Genomic DNA, 22284 nt, shown 5'->3' on the forward strand with positions numbered 1-22284 from the left:
CGGGGTTCAGACGTGGTGCAGGGTGTTGCGTCGGGGTTGTCGGAGCGGGTCTCGGTATTGGGGTGGGATGAACTCCGGTAACCCATCGGCCGCCATGCGTACTTCCCAGTCACCGTGGTGAATCAACCGATGATGGAAACCACACAACAGGACCAGATTCCGGAGATCCGTCGGCCCGCCGTCTGCCCAGTGCTCAATATGATGAGCATGGCAATTCTTCGGTTTCCGATGACAGCCGGGGAATGCACAGCCGCCGTCGCGGATGTTCAACGCGCGTCTCTGGCCTGGAGTGACGAACCGCCTCAGCCGCCCCATATCCAGCGGCTCGCCCGAGGCACCCATCACGACCGGCACCATCAGGCAATCACAGGCCGCTAGCCGAGCTTCCCGCGCCGTCATCGTCCCCACGAAGTCGAGGCAGGCGGTGCCGAGACCGGATTTGAGTTCCTCGAGTCCGATGGTCACGTGCACCAAAGTCCGGTAGCCGCTGGTCCCCGGTTGGTCCGGGCAGGCGATCGCCAGATCGAGCAGGTCGGCCCAGGCGTCGCCCAGGCGTTCGCACTTCATCCGCAGATCCGCCTGCCCGAACTCATCCACCGGCCGCGGCTGGGCATGCGCCTCCAACGCTGCCGCGGTGCGGGCGCCGGTCTCGTCATCGAGGAGGCCGGTGAGTTTCCAGAAGCCGTCTTTGCGCCGTTCCAGGGTGATCTCGCGGCGTGGTTCCTTCGGCTCGGGGTCTTTGGGTTCGTTGCCGTCCGGATTCAGTAAGTCTTGCAGGTTCGCCTCAGCCTTGGCGAGCTGCCGCGGACCGGCACTCGGAGCGAGATTGGCGAGGATCTGCTCCGCACCCGCCCGCTCCTCAGCCGAAATGTCGGCGGGGAGGTTTTTCAAGATCTCCAGGATCTGATCGATCCGCTCATCCCCGACCAACCCCTGAGCAGCGACCGCGGCGGTCGCGGGAGCGACCGGCGGAACCTCCGTGCCATCCAACGCACGCGTCGGGTTCAGCGCGATCGCCCGCTTCACCACCGCACTGGCCTCACCGCGTGACAACCCCGCGATCTCCGCGAGCCAGCTCGCTGTACTGCCATGCCCGTACAAGTCTTTGACGCCCCGAGACTCGATCTCCGCCAGAAACTGCCCCAGACAAGCGGTCGCTATCCGGATCACCTGCAAAGCGTGCTGCACGCCATGGGCAAGCTCCAGCTTGCCGGCACGCCACAGCTCCTGCGGCAACTCGGGGAAGAAAGTCTCGGACACCCCTTCATAATACACCCTTAAATCAAACACGTGTTCGTAATTTTAAGCAACCAGCAAACCGTACGAACAACACCGAAGAGTGAAACGGCCACCGACCCCGAATCACCCCGCGAACGCACCTCACGCACTTAGTCGACTAAATGCGAAGAACCCCACGCAATTAGTCGGCTAAATGCGAAAGGTGCCCGGCAGCGCCCAGCAACCGATCGGCAAGGACCCGGCACCGCTCGCCCAACTCCACCGGCTCGATCACCTCGAAAGCGTGCCCCAGCACCACCACATGCATCAGCAGGAAATCGAGATCCCCGGCCCCGCTCAGCACCTCGCACCGCGAACGCCCCCGTTCGCGCACGACAGCGGCCGACGCCGGGATCTGCGAACGCACGACCGGAGCGGGCGCGTGCACCAAGAACCGTGCCTGGTGCCGGTAGACCCGGCTGGCGATGTTCTCCTGGACGTAAGCCGCCGCGTCGGGTGCCGCGCGCGGGCGGAAACGCCACGACCGCGCGGAAACTCCGGTCATCCGATCGACGCGGAAGGTGCGCCAGTCGTCACGGTCGAGATCGTAGGCCAACAGATACCAGCGCCGCCCCGAGGCCACCAGCCGATACGGCTCGACCCGCCGCACCGTAGAACCCGAAGACGGATACTCGAAGCCCAACTCGACCTCGTCGCGGCAAGCGCGGGCCAGGGTCATGAGCACGTCGGGGTCGATCGGCGCGCGACTTCCGTCGAAGGCGACCACGGAGCCGGACAACGCGCTCACCTCGTGCCGCAGTCTGGTCGGCAGCACCCGGTCGAGTTTCGTCAGAGCCCGCAAAGCGGCTTCCCCGCTGCCCGCGCCGGCGAGCAGCGAGACCGCGGTGGCGATCGCCTCCTCGTCGTCCAGCAGCAACGGCGGCATGTCGTGACCGGGCCCGAGCTGGTAGCCCCCGCCGACACCGTTGCTCGCCTGCACCGGGTAACCGAGCGCGCGCAGCCGCTCGACGTCCCGCCGGATCGTGCGCGGCGTGACACCGAGCCGCTCCCCCAGCTCCGGGCCGGTCCACACGGCACGCTGCTGCAACAACCCGAGCAGGGTGAGCACCCGCTCGGTCGTCCCGCGCTCGTCCTCCATGTCACCCACTCTGCCAGAGATAGCGGACCGATCCTGTCCGCTAGGCGTGTCAGACTTCTCCCATGAACCGCAAGAGCCGCGAATTCCAGGTCAGCTTCGACGCCCTCGACCCGAAAGCCCTCTCCACCTTCTGGCGCGACGCCCTGGGCTACGTCCACCCCGGCCCGCCCGGGGTCGAGGTGCCCGAGGGCACCGACCCGCTGGACGCGTGGGACGAGTTCCTCGAGCGGGTCGGCATGCCCGTGGAGCAGCGCAACAGCCGCTCTGCCCTCGAAGACCCGGCGGGCGAAGGGCCCAGGATCTTCTTCCAGCAGGTCCCGGAGGACAAGATCGCGAAGAACCGCGTCCACCTCGACATCCGCGCCGCTCCCGGCCTGCAGGGTGACGAGCGCATGGCGGCGCTCGAAGCCGAATGCGACCGTCTCGTCGCCCTGGGCGCGACGCGAGTGAAGCGTTTCGAGCCCGAGCAGCCGTTGAGCCTCGGCTTCATCGTGATGAACGACCCGGAGGGCAACGAGTTCTGCCTAGACTGACGTCACCGCGATCGCGTTGTCCTCCAGGGATCCGAAGTAGAGGGTCCCGGCCCGTTCGCGGACGCCGACGAGCACGTGGAACCCGTCGATCTCCCCGCGCAGTTCGTGGACCAGCTTCCCGTCCGGAGTCACGCCCCGCACCCCGCATTCCCGCGCGGGTGCGGGCTGCAGCGCGGTCGGCAACGCCCGGACACCGGCCCGCAGCGGCGCGGGAAGCTTCTGCACCAAGGAAAGCGCGGGCACCTTCGGGCTCGCCACGGTGATCCAGATCAGCCCGTCGCTGCCGGTCGAGATGTTGTCGGGATAACCCCACAGATCGTCGACGAGGTAGTCCCGCGTGCCCGCCTTGTCGCCCGTGAGCCATACGCGCGCGACCCGGTAGGCGCCGGTCTCGGCGACGGCCACATAGGACTCGTCGGGCGGCAGCGCGACGCCGTTGGCGAACTGGAAACCGTCCGCGAGCTGCTCGATCTTCCCGTCCGGTGTGCGCCGCAGGAGCCGTCCGCCGCCGGTCTGCTCGATCAGGTCGTCGCGCCATTTCTCGATGCCGAAGCGGCGCGACGAGTCGGTGAAGTACACCGTGCCGTCGGAGGCGACGGCGGCGTTGTTGCAGAACACGAAGTCGAGCCCCACCGCCGAAGTCGCCAGCGTGGTGACCGGGCCGCCCGCGAGCGGCATGGTGAGCAGACCGGCCTTGGCGTCGCAGATCAGGAGGTCTTCGCCGTAGAACTCCAGGCCCAGCGGACGGCCTCCGGTGTCGCCGAGGACGTCGATCCGCTTGCCGTCCGGCGTGACGCGCAGGATCCGCCCGTCGTCGACGCCGGTGTAGATCCGCCCCTGGTCGTCGACCACGACGTCCTCGGGACCGTGCCCGTTGACCGGGATGACCGTGACCTCGCCGAACGCCATCGCGTATGTCTCCTAGCGGTAGGTGAGCAGTTGTGCGGCTTCCGCCTCGAAATGCGGATGTTCGTTGAACGACAACAGGGTCACCCCGCCGCGGCCGGACACCAGTTTGGTGATGCCCGCGTTCACGGTGACCCGGTTCAGTTTCAGCAGCCCCGCCTCCGGCGTGCCCATGAGCGCGCCGCAGACCGTCGCGATCACGCCACCGGAGCTGAAGACGACGGCGTGCTCGCCCTTGCCCAGCGACGCCACGACATCCGCCAGCGCGCCCTTGACCCGCTCCAGGAACCGGGGCCAGGTCTCGGCACACGGACTCGAATCCCCCGCCGACACCCACGCGTTCAGGGCACCGTCCAAAGCGGCCTGATACGCCCGCGAGTCGGTCTGCTGGACACCGGCGGCGTGATACTTCGCGATGTCGACGTGGTCGTACTCGTTCCAGCGCTCGTCCTCGACGACGGCGATGCCGGAGCCGAGCACCTTCAACGCCGTCGCGGCCGTGTCCCGTTGGCGGGCAAGGGAACCCGCCCGCGCCTGGGTGAACTCGACACCTCGACGGAGCAGTTCCTCACCGACCACAGTGGACTGTTCGAACCCGCGAGGCGAGAGCTGGTCGTAGTTCTCCGCGCCGAACGACGCCTGCCCGTGCCGGACCAGATAGATCGCGCCCATCACGCGTGCCCTTTCGCGATGATCCGGCGGCAGCGGCCGTCGAGGTAGCCGACGAACTGCCAGAGGTCCTTCAGCGCCGGATTGGTCGTCTGCCCCGCGTGGTAGCGGTAGTAGATCTGCTGGATCACCACCGCGAGCCGGAACAGGCCGTACACCTCGTAAAACGTCCAGTCGCCGATTTCGAGACCGGACCGCTCCGCGTACCGTCGCACGAATTCCTCACGCGTGTACATCCCCGGCAGGTGCGTCGGCTGACGACGGCTGAGCTTCATGACGTCGTCATCGTCGTCCTGCACCCAGTACGCCAGGGTGCTGCCCAATTCCATCAGCGGATCGCCGAGAGTGGCCATCTCCCAGTCGAGCACGCCGACGATGCCGAGATCGTCGTCGAGTACCAGGTTGTCGAGCCGGTAGTCGTTGTGGATCAGGCAGATCTTGACCTCGGGCGGCTGGTTCTCCTTCAGCCACGCCATCACCTCGGCGCAGTCCGGGACGTTCTCCGTGCGGGCCTTGAGGAACCGCTCCGACCAGCCGCGCACCTGACGCTCGACGTAGCCGGCGCCCTTGCCGAGGTCGGCCAGCCCGGCGGCCTCGACGTCGACGGCGTGCAACTCGACCAGCCGGTCGACGACCTTGCCGCACAGTTCACGCGCACTGTCGGGCGGCAGGTCGAGACCGGCGGGCAGATCTCCGCGCAGGATCAGGCCTTCGAGCCGCTCCATCACGTAGAAGTCGCCGCCGAGCACGGTTTCGTCGTCGCAGAAGGCGAGAACCTCGGGCACGTAAGGAAAGACCGGCCGCAACGCCTGCTGGACCCGGAACTCGCGGCGCATGTCGTGCGCGGACGCGGCCTTGTGCCCGACCGGCGGACGCCGCAGGATCAGCTCGCGATCCGGATAGGTCAGCAGGTACGTGAGGTTCGAGGCGCCGCCGGGGAACTGGCGGACCCCGGGCGGCGCGTCGCCGAGCCCGGGCACCCGCGCGGCCAGCCAGGCGTGCATCGCGGCCGGGTCGAACGAGTCCTCTCCGCGTACCTCGACGGTCTTGTCCGCGGCCAAGGTCATCCGAACTTCTTCAGCATCGACGCCGGGACGAACGGGAAGAGCTTCGAAAGCACGCTCCACGGCCACGTCGGCACGAACGCCTTCGCCGTCTCGGATTCGATCGCCTTCACGAGCGCCTGCGCGCCCGGCTCCGCCCTGACTGCGCCCGGAAGCTTCGAGATGTCTTCGTTCATCTCCGATTCGATGAACCCGGGGTGCAGCGTGGTGACCTTGATCGGGGTCTTCAGCAGCTCGATCCGGGTTCCCTCGGCGAACGACGAGATACCCGCCTTCGAGGCGGCGTACGCGGTGGCGTTGCCGGGCACACCGCGAAGCGCGAGGAACGAGGACACGACCACGAGATGGCCGTCCTTCTGCTTGCGGAAGATGCCGACGGCGGCCTCGATCTGGGCGGCTGCGGCTAGGAAGTTCGTCTGGAGGGTCTCGCGGTTCGCGTCGAAGCGACCGGTGCCGATCCGCTGTCCCTTGCCGAGCCCCGCGTTCACGATCACGCGATCGAGGGAGCCGAGTTCCTCGCGGAACTCCTCGAAGACGGCGAAGACCTGGTCGTGGTCGTTCACGTCGAGCTTCCGGGTGACCACGGTGATGCCGGGGTACGCCTTCTTGAGCTCCGCGGCGAGGGTTTCGAGCCGGTCGACACGGCGGGCGGCCAACGCCAGGTTGCGGCCTCTCGCGGCGTACTGCCTGGCCATTCCTTCGCCGAGTCCGGAGCTCGCCCCGGTGATCAGGATGTTCTTCCGCAGGACCATGGGCAGGAGCTTACCCGTTGGTAACAAGTCTGGGAGCCCCTTGGACAGGGGGCTGCCCCCGGCGCCTGGAGTTCGCCGGGGGCAGCCTGTCCTCAAGGGTCTTACTTGACCTGGAGCAGCTTGTTCGCCGTTCCACCGGTCGGGTTGCTGATCTTGCCGTCCGCGGCGGCGGCGACGAGACCTTCGGCGACCTGGGCCGGGGTGGCGTCAGGGTGCGCCGAGAGGTACAGCGCGGCGGCACCGGCGACATGCGGCGCGGCCATCGAGGTACCGCTGATGGTGTTGGTGGCGTCGTCACCGGTGCCCCACGTGGAGGTGATGTCGACACCCGGCGCGTACAGGTCGACGACCGAACCGTAGTTCGAGAAGCTGGCCTGCTTGTCGGTCTTGTCGCTGGCGGCCACCGTGATGGCCTCCTTGACCCTGGCCGGGGAGGTGGTGCCGGCGTCGGAGGACTCGTTGCCCGCCGCGAGCGCGAAGGTCACGCCCTTGTCGATGGCACCCTTGACCGCCGCGTCCAGGGCGTCGTCCGCGCCGCCGCCCAGGCTCATGTTGGCGACCGACGGGCCCTTGGCGTTCGCCGCGACCCAGTCGACACCGGCGACGACACCCTCGGTGGTGCCGCTGCCGTTGGCGTCCAGCACGCGGACGCCGACGATCTTCACGCCCTTGGCCAGACCGTGGTCCGTGCCGCCGATGGTGCCGGCGACGTGCGTGCCGTGGCCGTGCTCGTCGTTGGGGGTGTCGTCGTTGTCGACGAAGTCCTTGCCGCCGGTGGCGCGGTCACCGAAGTCCTTGTGCGAGCCGCGGACACCGGTGTCGATGACGTAGGCGGTGACGTTGTCGGCCTTCACCGGGTAGGTGTACTTGTTGTCGAGCGGAAGGTCCGCCTGGTCGACCCGGTCCAGCCCCCACGAGGGCGGGTTGTCCTGGGTCTCGCTGATCTTGAACGTCTTGTTCTGGACGACGTAGGCGACCTGCGGGTCGGCGGCCAGACGCTTCGCGGCGGCCTCGTCGGCCTTGATCGAGAAGCCGTTCAGCGCCGAGCCGAACGTGCGGGACAGCGTGGTGCCGTACTGACCGGTGAGGCCCTGCGCCTTGGCGGCCACGTTCGCGGTGATCTCGCTCGCCGCGGCGACGCCCTGGCCGACCGCGGTGGGCTTGAGGACGACGATGTAGCTGCCGCCGACCGCGTTGGCCGCACCCGCGCCGCGGATCTCGCCCTGCTGGTCGGCGTTGGCCGCACCCGCGCCGAACGTGGCGACCGCCGCGGTCACACCGGCGAGGGCGACTCCCGCCACGAGGCCGCTACGGGTCTTTCGGGACTTCAGGTTCTTCCGGGACTTGCTCACTGGTTCCCTTCCTGCCGCGCCGTGCGGATCACCCGGGAGGATGATCGTTGTTGAGAGCCATGCAAGCCGGTGCGCAGGTGGCCGGGCAATGATTCACAGTTACCAGTACTAGGCCATACGGAGTAACGGCGCTCGTCCGGAAAGTCGTTTTCGCCTGGCAGAAGGCGCCCCTGAAGCGTTACCTCAGACTGTTAAAGTTATTCGTGTTGTTATCAACCGGGCGGTGTCAGGGAACGGCAGACGGGGGCGGTCGGGCAGCATATGGTGGCGGGGAGCGCGGCGGACCGAGTGACCACGGACGATGAAGATCAACCGCGTACCGCGTTCGCCACCGCGTTGCGATCGGCCATCGCCACGAGCGGCCTGAGTCTCGACCGTATTCAAGCCCGGCTGCTCGCGCGCGGCGCGTCGGTGAGCGTGACCGCGCTGAGTTACTGGCAATCGGGCAAACGTCAGCCGGAACGGCAGAGTTCGCTGTCCGCCGTCCGGGTGCTCGAAGAGGTGTTGGCGATCCCCGCCGGATCGCTGCTCAGCCTCCTGCCGCCGCCGCGGCCGCGCGGGGCGTCGTCACGCCGCAGCCGGGCCACCACCGAGCAGCCGCTGACCTTCCCGCTCGAAGCGCTTCAGGCGCTGCTGGAGAAGGTCGGCGCGCCCAACGCGCTCGAACAACACCATCAGCTGAAACTCGTCGGCCTGCACGATCTGTGCGAGATCGCCGAGGACGGCGGGCAACGCGCGGTGACCGCGCGGGCGGTGTTCCAGGCGGGCGCGGACGGGCAGGACCGCTGGCTGCTGGTGTACGCCCAGGGCGACCCGGAAGCGGGGCCGCCGGTGCTGAACACCCTGCGCAACTGCCACGTCGGACGTGCCGAGGTCGACGACGAGCACGGGCTCACGGTGGCCGAGCTGCTCTTCGACCGGCCCATCGATCGCGGCGAGACCCACCTGATCGAGTACTCGCTGACCAACCCCGGGCCGCCGTACCCGGAATGCCGGAACACGCATTACCGCGAGTTCCGGCGTCCCGTGCGCGAATACCTGCTGGAGGTCCGGTTCGACCCCGGCACCGTCCCGGCCAAGTGCTGGCAATATTCGCGCCAGGGCACGTCACCACTGGACCGGAAGGAACTCAAACCGGACCAGGGCAACGGTGTCCACGCCGTCGCGCTCGACTTCGGCCCCGGCGTGTTCGGCATCGACTGGGAGTACTAGTGGAGCTTGTTGCGCAGCACCTTCCCGGTCGCGTTGCGCGGTAGCTCGTCGAGGAACTCCACGTCACGCGGCACTTTGTACCGGGCGAGGTTCGCCTTGACGTACTCGCGCACGCCGTCGACGTCCAGCTCCGACTTCTCAGCTCGCACCACGAACGCCTTCAGCCGCTGCCCGAACTCGGGATCCTCGACGCCGACGACCGCCGCCTCGATCACGTCCTCACGTTCGACCAGGAGGTTCTCGACCTCGATCGGGAAGACGTTCTCGCCGCCGGAGACGATCATCTCGTCGTCGCGGCCGTCGATGAACAGCAGGCCGTCCTCGTCGAAGTGGCCGACGTCGCCGCTGGAGAGCAGCCCGTCGATGATCTCCTTGTTGCGCCCGTCGGTGTAGCCCTGGAAGCTCAGCCCGCTGCCGACGAACACCCGGCCGGTGACATGCGGCTCGGTGATCTTGCCGCCCTTTTCGTCGTACAGCGCCACTTTGCAGCCCACCGGCGCGCGGCCGACGGTGCCCGGCGCCTTGCGCCAGTCCTCGGGCGTCGCGACCGTCGCCACGGCGACCTCGGTGGAGCCGTAGAGGTTGTGCACGACGTCGCCGAACGCGGCGGTCGCGCGGTTCCCGAGATCCGGGGACAGCGCGGAGCCGGCGACGAAGATGATCCGCAGGCTCGACGTGTCGTACTTGGCGCGGATCTCCTCGGGCAGGTCGACGATGCGCTGCAGCATCGTCGGCACGAGGACCAGCGTGGTGCAGCGGTTCTCCGCGACGCCGCGCAACGTCTCCTCGGGTACGAACTTGCGCCGCATGACGACCTTCGAGCCGAGCGCGAAGGACAGGATGAACTGCGACAACCCGGTGCCGTGGAACAGCGGCGCGCCCATGTAGGTCGCCTCGCCGGTGCGCAGCGGGATGCGGTCGAGGAACTGCGCGGAGGCGAGCGCGGAGGTGTGCGGCCGCGGCGCGCCCTTCGGCGTTCCGGTGGTGCCGCTGGTCAGCAGGATGAACCCGCCGGGTTTGGCCGGCGCGGGCCACGGACGGTCGTCGGTGCTGGCGACCAGTTCGGCGACGACCGGGATGCCGGCCGGGCGCGCGGTGTCCGAATCGACCCAGGCGAGGTAATGCTCGACGTCGCCCTCGACGGCGTCCAGCAGCTCGGTGAACTCCTGGTCGTACACGAGCGCCGTGACGCCTTCACGTTTCGCGACGTCCGCGAGCTGGGGTTTGGCGAACCCGGTGTTCATCAGCAGCAGCTTGGCGCCGAGTTTGCCCGAGGCGAGCATCGTCAGCACGAGACCGCGGTGGTCGCGGCACAGCGCGGCGATCACCGAACCCGGGCCGAGGCCGCGTTCGGACCACGCCCTGGCCAGCGCGTTCGACTGGGTGTCGAGCTGCTTGAAGGTCAGCGGCCCCAGCTCGTCGATGATGCCGGTCGCGGTCGGGTCGCGGCGGGCGGCGATCATGTTCGCGCCGGCGAACGGGCCCCACTTCCGCACCATGACCAGCGAACGCAGGCCCTCGTCCACCCGCGGGATCGGGAGCAGGCCCGCTTGGCGCATCACGTCGATGCTGCGCACGGTCTCGGTCACCTTGCCCGCCACCAGGGTGGCGAGGCCGGTGGGGTTTCTCATCCGGGCACCTCCGTTGCTGCTGCGGCGAGACACCATGCCACCGGCGGTTCGCGTACCGGCGGTATGGGGTTGCTACTCGACAGTAGCCGACCGATAGCGCAGGCGCACTAGCCGTCTGGTGACAGAAATGTCGGAGGGAACCACCACAATGTGAGTGTGCAGGCGATCGCAGGTCAAGAGGAGGATGGCGACTTCGCGATCGCACTTTCCGGGCAGCCGCCGCGGCGCGGTCTGAAGCTCGCGGAGTTCGTCGCCGAAGTACGCGATCTGGAGGCGGAGCACTCACCCCGTTGGGTGTTCCCGTCGGTCGAAGGGACGTATCCCGCTCTGATCAAGGCGGGCGTCCGGGTGCGGCGCTGTCACGACCTGACGCTGATCGAGGGCTTGCTCCTGGCCCACGAGGGGCGGCCGCAGGAGTCGCGAAGCCTGCGCGCGGCGCTGGCCAGGGCGAACGGGCAGGAGGCGCCCGCCGACGAGCCGCCGCTCTGGGCCGAGGACGACCAGCCGACGCTGTTCGAGACGCGCGGCCCGCGGCTGCCCGCCGGCGTCACGGTGATCGACGCGGCGCGCCGGGTGCTGGCCGAGCAGGAGAAACGGGTCGCCCTGACCGATCATCCGGAGCGGCTCCGGTTGCTCTTCGCGGCGGAGTCGGCGAGCGCGCTGGCGGCGGCCGAGATGTCGGCCGACGGCTTGCCCTGGCGGGCGGACCTGCATTTGGCGTTGCTCGCCGACCAGCTCGGGCCCCGTGTTCCCGCCGGGCACCGGCCGAAACGGCTGGTCGAGCTGGCGGCGAAGATCAGCGACGCGTTCGGCGGACGCCCGGTCAACCCGGACGCCCCGGCCAGCGTCGTCCGCGCGCTCGGGCGGGAGGGCATCGAGGTCTCGTCGGCGAGGAAGTACCTGCTGCGCGACATCGACCACCCCGCCGTCCCGCCACTGCTGGAGTACAAGGAGCTCGCGCGGCTGCATTCGGCCAACGGCTGGACCTGGCTCGACGAGTGGGTACGCGACGGCCGGTTCCGCCCGCATTACGTAGTCGGCGGGGTCGTCTCCGGCCGCTGGGCGAGCCGGGGCGGGGGCGCGCTGCAGATCCCGAAGGTCCTGCGGACCTGTGTCCGGGCCGATCCGGGCTGGAAGCTGGTGGTCGCCGACGCCGCGCAGCTGGAGCCGCGGGTACTGACGGCGTTGTCCGGAGACCGCAAGCTGGCCGACGTCGCCGCGGCCACCGATCTGTACGCGAGCCTCGCCGAGGCGATGTTCTCCGGCGTGCGCCGGGTGCCCGTGCCCGCATGGGACGACAGGGACGATCGGGACCGTGCGAAGATCGCGATGCTGTCGGCGATGTACGGCGGCACGTCCGGCGAGGCCGGGCCGCTGCTGGCGTTGCTGCGCACCAGGTTCCCGGACGCGGTGTCCTATGTGGAGCGTGCCGCGCAGGCCGGGGAACGCGGGGAACGCGTCCGCTCACGGCTGGGCCGGACGTCGCCGGCGCCGTCGGAGGCTTGGCGCGCGCTGACCGGCGGGGTCGCGGCGGACGAGGCCGGCGAGCTGAAGGCGCGACAGGCGTCGCGGAACTGGGGCCGGTTCACCCGCAACTTCGTCGTACAGGCGAGCGCGGCGGATATGACCGCGGTCCTGCTGGCGACCCTGCGCGGCAGGCTGCCCGCCCCCGCCCACCTGGTGTTCTTCCAGCACGACGAGGTCCTGGTGCACACCCCCGCCGAGTTCGCCGACGAGGTCTCGCAGTCCATTGTGGACAGCATGGCCGAGGCGGCGCGGCTGCTCTTCGGTGCCGCCTGCCCGGTCCGGTTCCCGCTGCACATCGCCGCCGTGGACACCTACGCCGACGCCAAGTGAGTTCCGCCCCCAATCACGCGAGTTCGCCGTTCAATCACGCGAGTTCGCCGTCTGATCACGCGTGTCGTCCGTCCAATCACGCGAGTTCCGCTTTCCCCGCCGCGGAACGCGTGTGATCAGGCGGCGAACTCGCGTGATCAGAGGGACGACACGCGTGATTGGGGGCGGAACTCGCGTGATTGAACGGCGAACTCTCGCATTCAGAGGACTAAATGCGGGCGGCGTCGTCCAGGGCCTTGATCACGCGCTTCAGGGAGACGGGGTGGGCGGTGCCCAGCGTCTGGGCGAAGAAGCTCACCCGCAGTTCCTCGATCATCCACCGGATCTCCCGCAGCGCGGGTGACGAAGTGCCCGGCGGGAGCGCGTCCAGCGCGGCCTGGTATTCGTTGCGCAGCCAGGCGATGTCGCCGGTGCGCTGGATGTCCCGGGTCGGCTCGGTCGGGAGCTTCTCCAGCCGCCGCTCGATGCCCCGCAGATACCGGACGACGTGCTTGAGCCTGTCCTGCCCCGTTTCGGTGACGAAACCCTTGTGCACCAACCCGTCCAGCTGCGCGCGGACGTCGGCGAGCGAGTCCTTCGGGCCGCGAGTGTCGGCCAGCCGGGTCTCGACGTCGTTGGCCGCGCGCAGGATCTTCTCGACGTTGGTCAGCACGTCGAGCACTCCCGCGTTCAAGCCCGCGCGCACCTTTTCCAGCAGTACGGCGAAACCTGCCTCGTCCCAGCGCGGTCCGCCGTTGTCGGCCACGAGCTTGTCGACCGCGCAATCCACGCAGTCTTCGAGCAACGCCGCCACCGAGCCGTGCGGATTCCGGTTCAGCACGAGTTTCGACGAGTTGCCGAGGTTGCGGGTGATGAACTTCATCGGCGACGGGATGTTCAGCCGCAGCATCCGCCGCGTGCCCGCCCACATCGACTGTTCCTGCTGGCCCGGCGTGTCCAGCAGCCGCACCGCCACTGAACCGCCTTCGTCGACCAGCGCCGGATACGCCTTGACGTCGTGCCCGCGCTGCTTGCTCGCGAACACCTTCGGCAGTTCGCCGAACGCGGGCGTCGTCAGGCCCTCGCGCTCGATGCTGTCGGCGGCCTTGGAGATCGTCGCGCGCACCTGGCCGCTCAGATCCCGTTTGAGCGCCTCGACGTCCTTGCCTTCGGACACCTTCTTGCCACGCACGTCGACGACGCGGAACGTCATCTTCAGATGCTCAGGAACCGTCGACAGCTGCCAGGCGTCATCCGGGATCACCACGCCGCGCAACGCTTCCAGCTCGTCGGCGACGGCGTGCAGCAGCGGCCCGTCGGCAGGGCCGACCCTCGACAACACCAGTTTCGCGTGGTCGGGGGCCGGCACGAAGTTGCGCCGGATCGCCTTGGGCAGCGACTTGATCAGCTGCGTCACCAGTTCTTCGCGCAAGCCGGGGACCTGCCAGTCGAAGCCGTCCGGGGTCACCTGGTTCAGCACCGGCAGCGGGATGTGCACGGTGACACCGTCCGCGTCGGCACCCGGCTCGAACTGGTACGTGAGCTTGAAGGTCTGCGTGCCCTGCGTCCAGAAGTCGGGGTAGTCGGCCTCGCGCACGCCGCCCGCGGTCTCGTTGATGAGCATCGTCTTCTCGAAGCTCAGCAGGTCGGGCTCGGTGTGCCGCGCCTTCTTCCACCAGCTGTCGAAATGCCGCGCGGAGACGACGTCGGCCGGGACGCGCTGGTCGTAGAACTCGAACAACGTCTCGTCGTCGACCAGGATGTCGCGACGGCGGGCCCGGTTCTCCAGGTCCTCGACCTCGTCGAGCAGCGCGCGGTTCTCGCGGAAGAAGTGGTGGCGGGTCTCCCAGTCGCCCTCGACCAGCGCGTGCCGGATGAACAGCTCGCGGCTCACCTCGGGATCGATGCGCCCGTAGTTCACCCGGCGGTCGGCGACGAGCGGGACGCCGTACAGCGTCACCTTCTCCGTCGCCATCACCGCGCCCTGCTTGCGCTCCCAGTGCGGCTCGGAATAGTTCCGCTTCACGACGTGCCCGGCGAGCGGCTCGACCCATTCCGGCTCGATCCGCGCGTTCACCCGGCCCCACAGGCGCGAGGTCTCGACGAGTTCGGCCGACATGACGAACCGCGGCTGCTTCTTGAACAACGCCGATCCCGGGAACACGGAGAACCGGGCCCCACGTGCGCCGAGGTAGTCGCCCTTGGCCGGATCCTTGAGGCCGACATGCGACAACAGCCCGGCGATCAGCGACGTGTGCACACGTTGCGGATCGGCCGGGCCGGAGGTACTGAGCGTGATGCCGAGCGGTTTGGCCAGCTGACGCAGCTGGCTGAAGATGTCCTGCCATTCGCGGATGCGCAGGTAGTTCAGGTACTCGTTGCGGCACATCCGGCGGAACTGGTTGGTGGACAACGCCTTCTGCTGCTCGCTGACGTACTCCCACAGGTTGAGGTACGCCAGGAAGTCCGACGTCTTGTCCGCGAACCGCGCGTGCTGCTCGTCCGCCGCCTGCTGCTTCTCCGCCGGCCGCTCACGCGGGTCCTGAATGGACAGTGCGGCCGCGATGATCATCACTTCGCGGACGCAGCCGTTGCGCGAGGCCTCCAGCACCATCCGCGCCATCCGCGGGTCCACCGGGAGCAGCGCGAGTTTGCGGCCGGTCTCGGTGAGCTTCTTGCCATCCGACATCTCGAACGCGCCGAGCTCCTGCAGCAGCTGGACGCCGTCGGTGACCTGGCGGCGATCCGGCGGCTCGACGAACGGGAACGCCGCGATGTCGCCGAGGCCGAGCGAAGTCATCTGCAGGATGACCGACGCGAGGTTGGTCCGCAGGATCTCCGGATCGGTGAACTCGGGCCGGGCGTCGAAGTCGTCCTCGGAGTACAGCCGGATGCAGATACCGTCCGACGTCCGGCCGCAGCGGCCCTTGCGCTGGTTCGCCGACGCCTGCGAGACCGGCTCGATCGGCAGCCGCTGCACCTTGGTGCGATGGCTGTACCGCGAGATCCGCGCGGTGCCGGGGTCGACGACGTACTTGATACCCGGCACGGTCAGTGACGTCTCGGCGACGTTCGTCGCGAGTACGACGCGCCGCCCGGTGTGTCGCTGGAACACCCGATGCTGGTCCGACGACGAAAGCCGCGCGTACAGCGGCAGGATCTCGGTATTCCTCAGGTCCTGTTTGGACAGCGCGTCCGCCGCGTCGCGGATCTCCCGCTCGCCGGACAGGAACACCAGGATGTCGCCCGGTCCCTCGTGCTGGAGTTCGTCGACGGCGTCGCAGATGGCCTGTGTCTGGTCCCGGTCCTGATCGGCGTCCGGATCGTCCGGGTCGATGATCGGCCGGTAGCGGACCTCCACCGGATACGTCCGGCCGGAGACCTCCACGATCGGCGCGTCGTCGAAATGCTTGGAGAACCGCTCCGGGTCGATCGTCGCCGAGGTGATGATCACCTTGAGGTCGGGGCGCCGCGGCAGGAGCTGCTTGACGTAGCCGAGGATGAAGTCGATGTTGAGGCTGCGCTCGTGCGCCTCGTCGATGATCAGCGTGTCGTACTGCCGCAACATCCGGTCGGTCTGGATCTCGGCGAGCAGGATGCCGTCTGTCATCAGCTTGACCAGCGTGTCCTGGCCGGACTGGTCGGTGAACCGGACCTTGTAGCCGACGGTCTCGCCGAGTTCGGTGTTCAGCTCGGAGGCGATGCGATCGGCGACCGTGCGCGCGGCCAGCCGCCGCGGCTGCGTGTGCCCGATCTGGCCCCGGATGCCGCGGCCGAGTTCGAGGCAGATCTTGGGCAGCTGGGTCGTCTTGCCCGACCCGGTCTCCCCCGCGACGATCACCACCTGGTGGTCGCGGATGGCCTCGGCGATCTCGTCCTTGCGCTGGCTGACGGGCAGCTCTTCGGGGAAGGAGATCTTCGGGACGCCGTCACGCCTGCGCGTGATCCGGAGTTCGGCGGCCTCGATGTCGGCCTCGATCTGCGCGGTGACGCTCTGGGCGTTACGCGCTTTGCGGGCACCGTCGAGCCGGCGCCGGAGGCGGTGCTCGTCGCGCGACATCAATTCGGGCAGGCGAGCGCGCAGGGCGCCGAGCGGGGAAGGTTGAGCAGCCATGACCGGCACCAGGATAGCCGTGCGTCACGATCCGGGCCTCCGAATATCCCGCACGTCACCACCACCCCACGCATTTCGTCCTCTGGATGCGGTAGTCGGCAGCGCGAACTACCGCATCCAGAGGACTAAATGCGGGTGAGGGAGGCCGGAGTGAGGTCGGCGAGCCGCCGGTGTCCGGACAGGCCCATGGTCAGGTCGAGGTCGGCGAGCAGGCTCCGCAGCACGTGCCGGACGCCGTCCTCCCCCGCGTGCGCCAGGCCGTACACCCACGGCCGCCCGACCAGCACGGCCTTCGCCCCGAGCGCCAAGGCCTTGGCGATGTCGGCACCGGTGCGGATCCCGGAGTCGAACAGGATCTCCAGCCGGTCGCCCACCGCCGCCACGATCTCCGGGAGCGCGTCGAGTGACGCGATCGCGCCGTCGACCTGGCGGCCGCCGTGGTTGGACACGACGATCCCGTCCATCCCGGCGTCCACGGCGCGGCGCGCGTCGTCGGGGTGCTGGATGCCCTTGAGCACGATCGGCCCGTCCCAGTGCTCGCGCAGGAACGGCAGCCGGTCCCAGGTGCTGTCGGTGCCGGTGATCATCGAGATCCAGCGCAGGATCGCGGTCGGCGCGTCTTCTTCCGGCGTCTTCTCCAGCAGGCCGCGGAACACCGGGTCGCTCAGCGGGACGCCGAGCCCTTCGCCCTTGATGAACGGCAGGTACGCGTGGTCGAGGTCGTTCGGGCGCCACGCGAGCGTCCAGGTGTCGAGGGTGACGACGAGCGTGGTGAACCCGGCGGCCTTCGCCCGCGCCAGGATGCTCGCGCAGACGTCGTTGTCCGTCGGCCAGTACAGCTGGAACCAGCGCGGCCCCTCACCACTGGCCTCGGCGACGTCCTCGATGCTCGTGGACGACGCCGTCGACATGACGTAGGGCAGGCCGACCGACGCCGCGGCCCGCGCGGCCGCCGGCTCGGCGCCCTCATGGACGATCGACTGGACACCGACCGGCGCCAGCAGCACCGGCGCCGGAACGGGCGTGCCCAGCACGGTCGTGGACAGATCGCGTTCGGTGGCGCCGGTGAGCATCCGCGGCACCAGGCGCCAGCGGTCGAAGGCCTCGCGGTTGGCCCGGGCGGTGGCGCCGGAACCGGCCGAACCGGCGACGTACCAGAACGGTCCAGGCTCCAGGATCTCCCGCGCCGACTCCTCCAGTTTCGTGGCGTCGGTCGAGCAAGGCGGGAAGGTGCCGCCGAGTCCCTGCAGGTAGATCTCGTTCTGGTAGCCGCCGAACCGCTCCGTCACCCAGGCCTCCTCGTCACGTCGCCCTGGCCGGCTCGTCGCGGCGGGTCGAGCCTCGGACAATACTCGCCGGTAGCAACCAGGTGAGTTTCTCGGAGCGGATGACCGCGACTGGACCGATCACGGCCAGCAGGAGGACGTAGCCCGCGACGAACGGCGCGACCCGCGAGTCGAGCCCGGCCGCGGTCGCCATCGCCGCGAGCACCAGCGAGAACTCGCCCCTGGTGAGCACGGTCAGCCCGATGTTCACCCCGGCCTGGCGATCGAACCCGTTCACCCGCGCGGCCAGCGCGCCCGCGCCCAGGTTCAGCACGATCGTCAGCGCCACCGCGATCAGCACCGGCACGACCACCGAGCCGACCGCGTTCGGGTCGATGCTGAGCCCGAAGATGAAGAAGAACAGCGCGCCGAACGCGTCCCGCAGCGGGAGCACCAGCTTGTGGATACGCGGCGCGACCTTCGAGCCGCCGAGCATCATGCCGACCATGAACGCGCCGATGGCGTCGGACACCCCGACCTCCTCGGCGACGGCGGCGCCCATGACCGCGACCCCGACGAAGCAGACGGTCAGCAGTTCGTCGTCGGCCGAGCCGAACAGCTTCGACACCACCCGGCCGCCCCAGCGGGCGAGTGCGGCCATCACGATCAGGAACGCGAAGGCCTTGCCGAAGTCGGCGAGCGCCGAACCGAAGCTCCCGGCGCCGGACAGCACCGGCTGCAGCAACGCCAGGTAGAGGGCGAGGAAGATGTCCTCGATCACGATGATGCCCATGATCAGCCGGGATTCGGGGTTGTCCATCCGGCGGGATTCGAGCAGGAGTTTGGTGACGATCGCCGACGACGAGATCCCGATGGCACCGGCGATGACCAGCGCTTCCCTGGTCCCCCAGCCGAGCAGGAAACCGAACGCGAGCCCACCGCCGATGTTCAGGATCAGGTAGATCAGCCCGGACCAGACGAGTTTGCGCCCGCCCTTCGCCAGATCGTCGAGGGAGAACTCGAGGCCGAGGTAGAACAGGAGGAAGACGAGGCCGAGCCCGGCGAGCACACCGAGCTCTTTCGGATCGTCCACAAGGGACAGTCCGGGGGTGTTGGGGCCGAAGACGAAACCGGCCAGCATGAACAGGGGGATCGTGGGCAGCCCGATACGGGCGCCGGCTCTGGCGATGACACCGGCGGCGAGGAACGCCCCGCCGACGGCCAGCAGGGCATGACCGGAACTCATGGAGACCTCCGATGGATGGCTGATGCGGGCAGAAAGACGCCGATCAGCGCGGAGGTGCCCGTGCGGGCGCCTGGGGCACCGCACGGGTGATGACGACGGGTTCGCCCTGCTCAGGGACGTGGCCGGCGTCAGGGAGGTCGACGGTCTCCGCTTCGGCGGGAGCGTCGGCGAGGGGAACGGCCTGCCCGCCGTGGAAGGCGGGCAGCGGATGGGTCGCGAAAACGGCGACGGGATCTTCCTTCGCGGCCCGGCCGTGCCCATGGGGAACGGTCGGTGTCACGAAGGCGAAGACGAGCAAGATCAGCAGGAAGAAGACGGAACGGTGCCGTGCGGCGGGGGCACGGGTGGTCGTCATCTGCCCGCCACTTTACCAGTCCTTTATAGACATATCGACGAGGGATCCGTCACGGCTCGCGCCACATGGGCTGCATCGGCGGCCCGCCGTCGGCCGCGAAAGCCGGCCCGTGATCACGGAAACCCAGCCGCCGGTACAGTTTCGCACTCTCCGGGCTGCTCGCCTCCAGGTACGCGGGCACGGGGGCGTACCGGTCGAGCCCGTGCCGCAGCAACCGGGCGCCGATCCCTCGCCGCTGCGCCTTCTCGCGGACGCCGATGAACTGCGCGTGGTGGTACTCGCCGCCAGGGGCTCGCTCCGTCATCAAGTCGAACAACGCGATGAGCCTGCCGAGCTCTTCCCCGGTCAGTCCGGCGAACGCGGCCCCGTCGAGGTCGTCCTTGCCGCCGGGTGTCCAGACGACGGCGGCGGAAAGGTCGTCGGTGACGTCGACGTGGCCGCCGACGGCGAGCGCTCCCGCCAGCACCGCCCGGTGGAAGATCCGCTGCCCCACCGCGCGCCGCTCGTCACCGGGGAAGACCCACACACTGACCGGGTCATCCTGGAAGGCCTCGGCCAGCACATCGATCACAGTGTCCATTTCGGACGGTTCCGCCGCGCGTACGATCATCTTCCCGTCCTCAGCTTGACCGGTTCTTCGTCTTCTTCGAGCGGGCCGCCGATGGCGGCGTACGTCTCGGGATCCCTCGTCCGCAACACTTCCGCGCGCAGGAAGCCCACCAGCGCGGCGACGAGCACGAGACCGGGCAGCCCCCAGCGCAACAGGAACGTCCCGGCCGGGCCGAGCAGCAGATCGAAGTTGAGCAGGATCAGCGCCAGGACGGCCGACAGCGCGAGGATCGCCAGCGACGGCGCGATCCAGCGGCGCCAGGCGTTTTCGGCGTGGCGGCGCCGTTTGAAAAAGCCGATCACCGAGAGCGAGACGGCGATCATGATCACCACGACACCGGTGGACGCCGTCGTGCCGAGCCAGGTGAACAATTCGGTCACCGGGTCTCGGCCCGCGATCGCGAAGAGCGACACGACCACCAGCGCGAGCGCGGTCTGCGTGAGCGAACCGGCGACCGGCGCGCCGGTGCGTTTGCTGGTCTTGGCCAGCGAACGCGGCAACAGCCCTTCCCTGCCCAGCGCGAAGAAGTACCGCGCGACGGCGTTGTGGAAGCTCAGCAGCGCCGCGCACTGGCCGGTCACGAACAGCGTGTACGCGACGTCGGAGAACGTGCCGCCGAGATGTTCGCCCGCCAGGTTGAACAGCAGATCCGGCCCCTGGGCGGCCGCGGTCGTCACGATGACGTCCGGCCCGGCACCCACGGCCAGCGCGAGCGACGAGACGACGTAGAGCACCGCGGTGAGCGCGATCGCGGCGAACGTCGCCCGGCCGACCGTGCGGCTGGGTTCCCGGGTCTCCTCGCCGTAGGTCGCCGCGCCCTCGAAGCCGATGAACGCGGCCGCGGAGAACGCGAACACCGCGCCCACCCCGGTGGTGAACAGGCTCGACGGTTCCAGCGGGACCAGGGAAACGCTGCCACCGGCCGGATTCGAGAACAACGCGATGTCGACGATCGCGACGACGGCCACCTCGAGGCACAGCGCCACCCCGAGCACCTTGGCGTTGAGATCGACCCGCAGGACGCCGAGCGCGCCGACGAGAAGCACCATCACCAGCGCGCACAACCACCACGGCGGCGGGGATCCGGTGAGCGTGCCCAGCCAGGTCGACACCGACCAGCCGAACAGGCCGTAGATGCTGATCTGGATGGCGTTGTAGGAGATCAGCGTGACGAACGCGATCCCGGCGCCGGTGGATTTGCCGACCCCGTTGGCGACGTACGGGTAGAAGGCGCCCGCGTTGGTGATGTAGCGGCTCATCGCCGCGTACCCGACCGCGAACAGGCCCAGGATCGGGGCGAGCAGAAGGAACGACAACGGCACCCCGATGCTGCCGGTGACCGCGTAGTTCGTGGGGACCCCGCCCGCGATGGCGAAGAGCGGCCCCGCCGCGGCCACCACGAAGAACACGATCTGGGCGGCCCCGAGCCGCCGATGACCGAGACCGCGCCGCGGTCTTTGCGTACCCATGGACCCGTCCCCCCGGACGTCGGTTTGGCGGTGTGTGGACGTTCTTGATCTTGCGAAGCCATCCCACCCTAGGGCCGGGCACCCCGGCGAGGTACGTCCGTTCAGGCTAAAAACGGACCTCGGGTCGCAGTGGTGCACGCACTACCGCTACTTTGGCCGTCCCGCACCACAACGCCGGAGGGCGTGCCATTCATGCGTCGGCTGACCTTGGTCGATTCCCTGTTCTTTCTCGCCCACGACGAGTTCACCGGGAAACCCGCGCTGCGCCGCACGGGACTCGGCATCGGAATGGCCGGTTCCGCGCTCTGCGATCTCCTCCTCGCCGAGCGGATCACCGTGGAACGCAAGCGAATCCGCCCGCTGTCACGACGCGGCCTCGCCCATCCCCCGCTCGACGGGGTGTTCTCGGAAATCCTCCGCGAACGCGAACGGCACACCGTCCGGGAATGGGTCACCCATCTCCGGCACGACCTCGGGGAAACGGTCGCGGACAATCTGCTCGCCGCCGGCGTGATCGACCGCGAGACCGACCGGATGCTCATCCGGAAGAATCACCGGTACCCGCCGCGGGATCTGCTGATGTCGACGGCGGCGCGCAGCAAGGTGCGGGCGGCCGTCCTCGGCACCGAACAGCCGGATCCGCATTCGGTCTGCCTGGCCCTGCTGGCCTGGACCATCGGGCTCGACGACTTCTGCGAGCCGGAACTCGATCGGGCGGGCCTGCGCGCCTGGGCCGAGTCCACCCATCGGGACCTTCCGAAGGCGCTGGCCGAACTGATCTCGGGGGTCGACGCGGTGTGCGCCGCCGTCGTCTACACCGGCGACCGCCGGTAACGAAAATCTTCGACCGGCTCTCCCTCTTGCCGGAAACTGTCACCCGTGGTTATCGTGTG

Annotated in this window: 18 protein-coding genes; 4 read left to right on the forward strand and 14 right to left on the reverse strand. The window is 68.8% G+C overall.

Annotated features, from left to right (window positions below):
* Positions 1–6 precede the first annotated feature (6 nt).
* Both AMK34_RS30655 and AMK34_RS30660 read right to left on the reverse strand, forming a co-directional pair.
* Positions 7–1260 (reverse strand): HNH endonuclease signature motif containing protein, encoded by a 1254-nt coding sequence (locus AMK34_RS30655; protein WP_073847674.1) that lies wholly within the window; start codon positions 1258–1260, stop codon positions 7–9.
* 160 nt (positions 1261–1420) lie between these two features.
* Entirely contained in the window at positions 1421–2377 is a 957-nt protein-coding gene (locus AMK34_RS30660) for a helix-turn-helix transcriptional regulator (RefSeq protein ID WP_073847675.1), read from the reverse strand.
* A gap of 62 nt (positions 2378–2439) precedes the next feature.
* Between AMK34_RS30660 and AMK34_RS30665 the strand changes: the two genes are divergently transcribed.
* Positions 2440–2910 carry a VOC family protein gene (locus AMK34_RS30665; protein WP_038517663.1) on the forward strand — a complete coding sequence of 157 codons (471 nt, stop codon included), beginning with the start codon at positions 2440–2442 and terminating at the stop codon, positions 2908–2910.
* On the opposite strand, the gene AMK34_RS30670 is transcribed toward AMK34_RS30665, so the two are convergent.
* The 5 genes from AMK34_RS30670 to AMK34_RS30690 form a co-directional block, all read right to left on the reverse strand.
* The gene (locus tag AMK34_RS30670) at positions 2902–3819 is read right to left on the reverse strand and encodes an SMP-30/gluconolactonase/LRE family protein (protein WP_038517668.1); all 918 of its coding nucleotides are present in this window, start codon (positions 3817–3819) and stop codon (positions 2902–2904) included. The genes AMK34_RS30665 and AMK34_RS30670 overlap by 9 nt on opposite strands.
* Before the next feature lie 12 nt (positions 3820–3831).
* Positions 3832–4488 carry a histidine phosphatase family protein gene (locus AMK34_RS30675; protein ID WP_063271648.1) on the reverse strand — a complete coding sequence of 219 codons (657 nt, stop codon included), beginning with the start codon at positions 4486–4488 and terminating at the stop codon, positions 3832–3834.
* Positions 4488–5552 carry a phosphotransferase family protein gene (locus AMK34_RS30680; protein WP_073847676.1) on the reverse strand — a complete coding sequence of 355 codons (1065 nt, stop codon included), beginning with the start codon at positions 5550–5552 and terminating at the stop codon, positions 4488–4490. Before AMK34_RS30680 ends, AMK34_RS30675 begins: the two co-directional genes overlap by 1 nt.
* Positions 5549–6301 (reverse strand): SDR family oxidoreductase, encoded by a 753-nt coding sequence (locus AMK34_RS30685; RefSeq protein WP_038517674.1) that lies wholly within the window; start codon positions 6299–6301, stop codon positions 5549–5551. Before AMK34_RS30685 ends, AMK34_RS30680 begins: the two co-directional genes overlap by 4 nt.
* 101 nt (positions 6302–6402) lie before the next feature.
* Complete coding sequence (locus AMK34_RS30690) at positions 6403–7653, reverse strand: S8 family peptidase (RefSeq protein WP_037346775.1); 1251 nt, start codon at positions 7651–7653, stop codon at positions 6403–6405.
* A gap of 261 nt (positions 7654–7914) precedes the next feature.
* On the opposite strand from AMK34_RS30690, the gene AMK34_RS30695 reads away from it, so the two are divergent.
* A complete protein-coding gene (locus AMK34_RS30695) occupies positions 7915–8865 on the forward strand; it encodes a hypothetical protein (protein WP_143202661.1) in 951 nt (316 codons plus the stop codon).
* Here the strand turns inward: AMK34_RS30695 and AMK34_RS30700 are convergent.
* Complete coding sequence (locus AMK34_RS30700) at positions 8862–10496, reverse strand: acyl-CoA synthetase (protein WP_037346774.1); 1635 nt, start codon at positions 10494–10496, stop codon at positions 8862–8864. The genes AMK34_RS30695 and AMK34_RS30700 overlap by 4 nt on opposite strands.
* A 150-nt stretch (positions 10497–10646) precedes the next feature.
* Here AMK34_RS30700 and AMK34_RS30705 point away from each other — a divergent pair, with 150 nt between their 5' ends.
* Positions 10647–12353 (forward strand): bifunctional 3'-5' exonuclease/DNA polymerase, encoded by a 1707-nt coding sequence (locus AMK34_RS30705; RefSeq protein WP_073847677.1) that lies wholly within the window; start codon positions 10647–10649, stop codon positions 12351–12353.
* A gap of 208 nt (positions 12354–12561) precedes the next feature.
* On the opposite strand, the gene hrpA is transcribed toward AMK34_RS30705, so the two are convergent.
* From hrpA to AMK34_RS30735, 6 genes are all read right to left on the reverse strand, one after another.
* Positions 12562–16446 carry an ATP-dependent RNA helicase HrpA gene (hrpA, locus tag AMK34_RS30710; protein WP_073847991.1) on the reverse strand — a complete coding sequence of 1295 codons (3885 nt, stop codon included), beginning with the start codon at positions 16444–16446 and terminating at the stop codon, positions 12562–12564.
* A 125-nt stretch (positions 16447–16571) separates the two neighbouring features.
* Positions 16572–17735: a lactate 2-monooxygenase gene (locus AMK34_RS30715; protein WP_073847678.1), complete on the reverse strand. Its 1164-nt coding sequence runs from the start codon at positions 17733–17735 to the stop codon at positions 16572–16574.
* Between the two features lie 13 nt (positions 17736–17748).
* Complete coding sequence (locus tag AMK34_RS30720) at positions 17749–18957, reverse strand: cation:proton antiporter (RefSeq protein WP_038517693.1); 1209 nt, start codon at positions 18955–18957, stop codon at positions 17749–17751.
* A gap of 43 nt (positions 18958–19000) precedes the next feature.
* Complete coding sequence (locus tag AMK34_RS30725; protein ID WP_038517696.1) at positions 19001–19312, reverse strand: hypothetical protein; 312 nt, start codon at positions 19310–19312, stop codon at positions 19001–19003.
* A 49-nt stretch (positions 19313–19361) separates the two neighbouring features.
* Positions 19362–19922, reverse strand: coding sequence for a GNAT family N-acetyltransferase (locus AMK34_RS30730; protein WP_073847679.1), 561 nt, complete (start codon positions 19920–19922; stop codon positions 19362–19364).
* On the reverse strand, positions 19919–21391 hold the full coding sequence (locus tag AMK34_RS30735) for an APC family permease (RefSeq protein WP_038517701.1): 1473 nt from the start codon (positions 21389–21391) through the stop codon (positions 19919–19921). Before AMK34_RS30735 ends, AMK34_RS30730 begins: the two co-directional genes overlap by 4 nt.
* 192 nt (positions 21392–21583) lie before the next feature.
* On the opposite strand from AMK34_RS30735, the gene AMK34_RS30740 reads away from it, so the two are divergent.
* Positions 21584–22225 carry a GOLPH3/VPS74 family protein gene (locus AMK34_RS30740; protein WP_038517704.1) on the forward strand — a complete coding sequence of 214 codons (642 nt, stop codon included), beginning with the start codon at positions 21584–21586 and terminating at the stop codon, positions 22223–22225.
* Positions 22226–22284: the final 59 nt, after the last annotated feature.

Source organism: Amycolatopsis sp. CB00013 (assembly GCF_001905755.1).
GTDB lineage: Bacteria > Actinomycetota > Actinomycetes > Mycobacteriales > Pseudonocardiaceae > Amycolatopsis > Amycolatopsis japonica.